Genomic DNA, 2,402 nt, shown 5'->3' on the forward strand with positions numbered 1-2,402 from the left:
GCACCCGCCCCACCCGACACAGACCCCATACCCCGAACCCTCCGTAGGAGACACCGTGGAGCGAGACGACGTCCTCATCGCCCAGGCCCGGACCTGGCTCGCCGAGGACCCCGACCCCGACACCCGCGAGGAGCTCGCCCAGCTCATCGACGCCGGGGACACCGCCGAGCTCGCCGCCCGCTTCGCCGGGACCCTCCAGTTCGGCACCGCCGGCCTCCGCGGCGAACTCGGCGCCGGCCCCATGCGCATGAACCGCTCCGTCGTGATCCGCGCGGCAGCCGGCCTCGCCGCGTACCTGAAGAAGCAGGGCCACACCGGCGGCACGGTCGTCATCGGCTACGACGCCCGCTACAAGAGCGCCGACTTCGCCCAGGACACCGCCGCCGTCATGGTCGGCGCCGGCCTGAAGGCCGCGGTCCTGCCGAAGCCGCTCCCCACCCCCGTCCTCGCCTTCGCGATCCGCCACCTCGGCGCCGTCGCCGGCATCGAGGTCACGGCCAGCCACAACCCGCCCCGCGACAACGGCTACAAGGTCTACCTCGGCGACGGCTCCCAGATCGTGCCGCCCGCCGACGCCGAGATCGCCGCCGAGATCGCCGCGGTGAGCAGCCTGAACGACGTCCCGCGCCCCTCCGCCGGCTGGGAGACCCTCCGCTACGAGGACGTCGTGGGCGCCTACCTGGAGCGCACGGACGCCGTCCTGACCGGCGGCTCCGCCCGTGACGTCCGCGTCGTCTACACGCCCATGCACGGCGTCGGCCGCGACGTCCTGACCGCCGCCTTCGAGCGCGCCGGCTTCCCCGCCCCGACCGTGGTCGCCGCCCAGGCCGAGCCGGACCCGGACTTCCCGACCGTGGTGTTCCCCAACCCGGAGGAGCCGGGCGCCATGGACCTGGCGTTCGCCACCGCCCGCGAGGCCCGGCCGGACATCGTCATCGCCAACGACCCGGACGCGGACCGCTGCGCCGTCGCCGTCCCCGACCCGGACAGCGCCGAGGGCTGGCGCATGCTCCGCGGCGACGAGGTCGGCGCGCTGCTCGCCACGCACCTGGTGCACAAGAACGCCCGCGGCACGTTCACCACGACGATCGTCTCGTCGTCCCTGCTCTCCCGCATCGCCGCCGCGAGCACCGGCACGCCGTACACGGAGACCCTGACCGGCTTCAAGTGGCTGGCCCGCGTCGACGGCCTGCGCTACGCCTACGAGGAGGCGCTCGGCTACTGCGTCGACCCCGAGGGCGTCCGTGACAAGGACGGCATCACCGCGGCCCTGCTGGTCGCCGAGCTGGCCGCGGAGCTCAAGGAGTCCGGCCGCACGCTCAGCGACCTCCTGGACGACCTGGCGGTCGAGCACGGCCTGCACGCCACGGACCAGCTGTCGGTGCGCGTCCAGGACCTCTCCCTGATCGCCGACGCGATGCGGAGGCTGCGCGAGCAGCCGCCGACGGTTCTGGCGGGCCTGCACATCACGTCCGCGGAGGACCTGTCGAAGGGCACGGAGTCGCTGCCGCCGACGGACGGCCTGCGCTACCACCTCGCGGGTGACGAGTCCGGGACGGTCTCCGCCGCGCGGGTGATCGTGCGGCCGAGCGGCACGGAGCCGAAGATCAAGTGCTACCTGGAGGTCGTGATCCCGGTCGCCGACGCGGCGGCGCTCGCGGGCGCGCGGGCCAAGGCGACCGAGGTCCTGGCCTCGATCAAGGCCGATCTGTCGCAGGCGGCGGGCATCTGATGCGGGAAGGGGCCCGGGGCTGACGCCCCGGGCCCCTTCCGCGCCGGCCCGGCCGTCAGCCGGCCACCAGCAACACCACGAACAACACCAGCCCCACCCCGGAGGGGACCAGCACCTCGTACGCCCACCGCACCACCACGTCCCCCTTCGCGTCCTCCCGCGAAGCGCCCCGCTCGGCGAGCTCCTGCAGCTCCGCGACCGTCTGGTCGGCGGGAGCCGCCTCCGCCCCGCTCCGGGCCGCGCGCTTGCGCTTCCGCAGGGACACCGGCACGGCCCACAGCTGGTACGTGGAGCCCCCGGCCAGCACCTCGCTGGAGTAGCCGGCCCGCACCGCGTCCACCGCCGCCCACGGCAGGGTGATCGTCCGGAACGGGTTCCGCACGAGGAGCCGCGAGGCCCCCGCGAAGACGGCGGGCCGCAGCGTGAAGGCGATGATCAGCGGGACGACGCACAGCAGGCCGGCCAGGGCCAGCCAGGGCGTGCGGCCGTCGCCGCGGGCCACGGCGTCGCCGCCCAGCCAGCCGGCGAGGGCGAGCAGCAGCACGCCGCCCGCGATGCCGGCGGGCGAGCGGTAGCGCCTGTCGGCGTATTCCTGTTCGGGGCTAGGGCTCGTCATGGGCAGATTGTGCCTGACGCCTCCGGCGGGGGCCGCGGGCACGGCGGCCGGCAC

General features: G+C 74.9%; 2 protein-coding genes. One reads left to right on the top strand and one right to left on the bottom strand.

All coding sequences use genetic code 11. The features are described from left to right. Positions 1–55 precede the first annotated feature (55 nt). Positions 56–1,732: a phospho-sugar mutase gene (locus tag B7P34_RS35690; protein WP_106682258.1), complete on the top strand. Its 1,677-nt coding sequence runs from the start codon at positions 56–58 to the stop codon at positions 1,730–1,732. A gap of 55 nt (positions 1,733–1,787) precedes the next feature. Here B7P34_RS35690 and B7P34_RS35695 read toward each other — a convergent pair whose 3' ends face one another. Next, positions 1,788–2,348, bottom strand: coding sequence for a PH domain-containing protein (locus B7P34_RS35695; RefSeq protein ID WP_106682259.1), 561 nt, complete (start codon positions 2,346–2,348; stop codon positions 1,788–1,790). Positions 2,349–2,402 lie beyond the last annotated feature (54 nt).

Origin of the sequence: Streptosporangium nondiastaticum, from assembly GCF_003011965.1 — a bacterium.
In the GTDB taxonomy this organism is placed as follows: domain Bacteria; phylum Actinomycetota; class Actinomycetes; order Streptomycetales; family Streptomycetaceae; genus Streptomyces; species Streptomyces nondiastaticus.